The following is a 735-nucleotide window of genomic DNA, read 5'->3' on the forward strand; positions in this document are numbered from 1 at the left end:
AGGCCCTGCTCGGGCCCGACACGCACCAGCAGCTCCAGGTCGACGGCGACTGCGTCTACGGCGTGATCGCCGATCTCGGCCGCGAGTTCGAGGGCGTCACCGAGGAGCTGCGGCTGCTGCATTTCGCCATGCGCGAGCGCGTGCTGGTGAGCGCCCGGCGCCGCGCCCTCAACGCCGTCGACGAGGTGCGCCAGATGCTGCGCGCCGGCCGTCGAGTCGAGTCGCCCGCGGCCCTGATCGAGCTGGTCATCGACCATGTGGTCGACGCCATCGACCGCCTCGCCGACACGTTGGCGCTCGACATGGACCGCATCGAGGAGCGCATCCTCGATCTCGAGACCACCGACGAGCGCCGCAAGCTCGGCGCCTTCCGCCGCACCACGGTGCGCCTGCATCGCCAGCTCGCCGGCCTGAAGGCGCTGTTCCACCGCTTCGAGGCGATCGAGCCCGAGGAGCTCGCCCCCGCGCTGCGGCTCGACGCGGTGCGCCTGTCGCAGCGCCTCGACGGTCTCGATCAGGAGATCGACGCGCTGCGCGACCGCGCCCGCATGCTGCAGGACGAGCTGTCGAGCCAGCTCGCCGAGGAGACCAACCGCAATCTGCGGGCCCTTTCCATCGTCACCATCATGTTCCTGCCGCCGACCCTGGTCGCCGGCTTCTTCGGCATGAACCTCAAGGGCATGGCCTTCGCCGACGGGGAGGCCGGCTTCTGGGCCGGCGTGATCGTCTCGGCCC

The 735-nt window shown here is 70.9% G+C and carries 1 protein-coding gene; it reads left to right on the forward strand.

Annotated features, from left to right (window positions below; translation table 11 throughout):
* Window positions 1–735, forward strand: a 735-nt coding sequence (locus tag ABTU92_RS29260) for a CorA family divalent cation transporter (RefSeq protein ID WP_408095064.1), incomplete at both ends; no start/stop codon positions are given.

Source organism: Rhodoplanes sp. SY1, from assembly GCF_046000175.1.
GTDB lineage: Bacteria > Pseudomonadota > Alphaproteobacteria > Rhizobiales > Xanthobacteraceae > Rhodoplanes.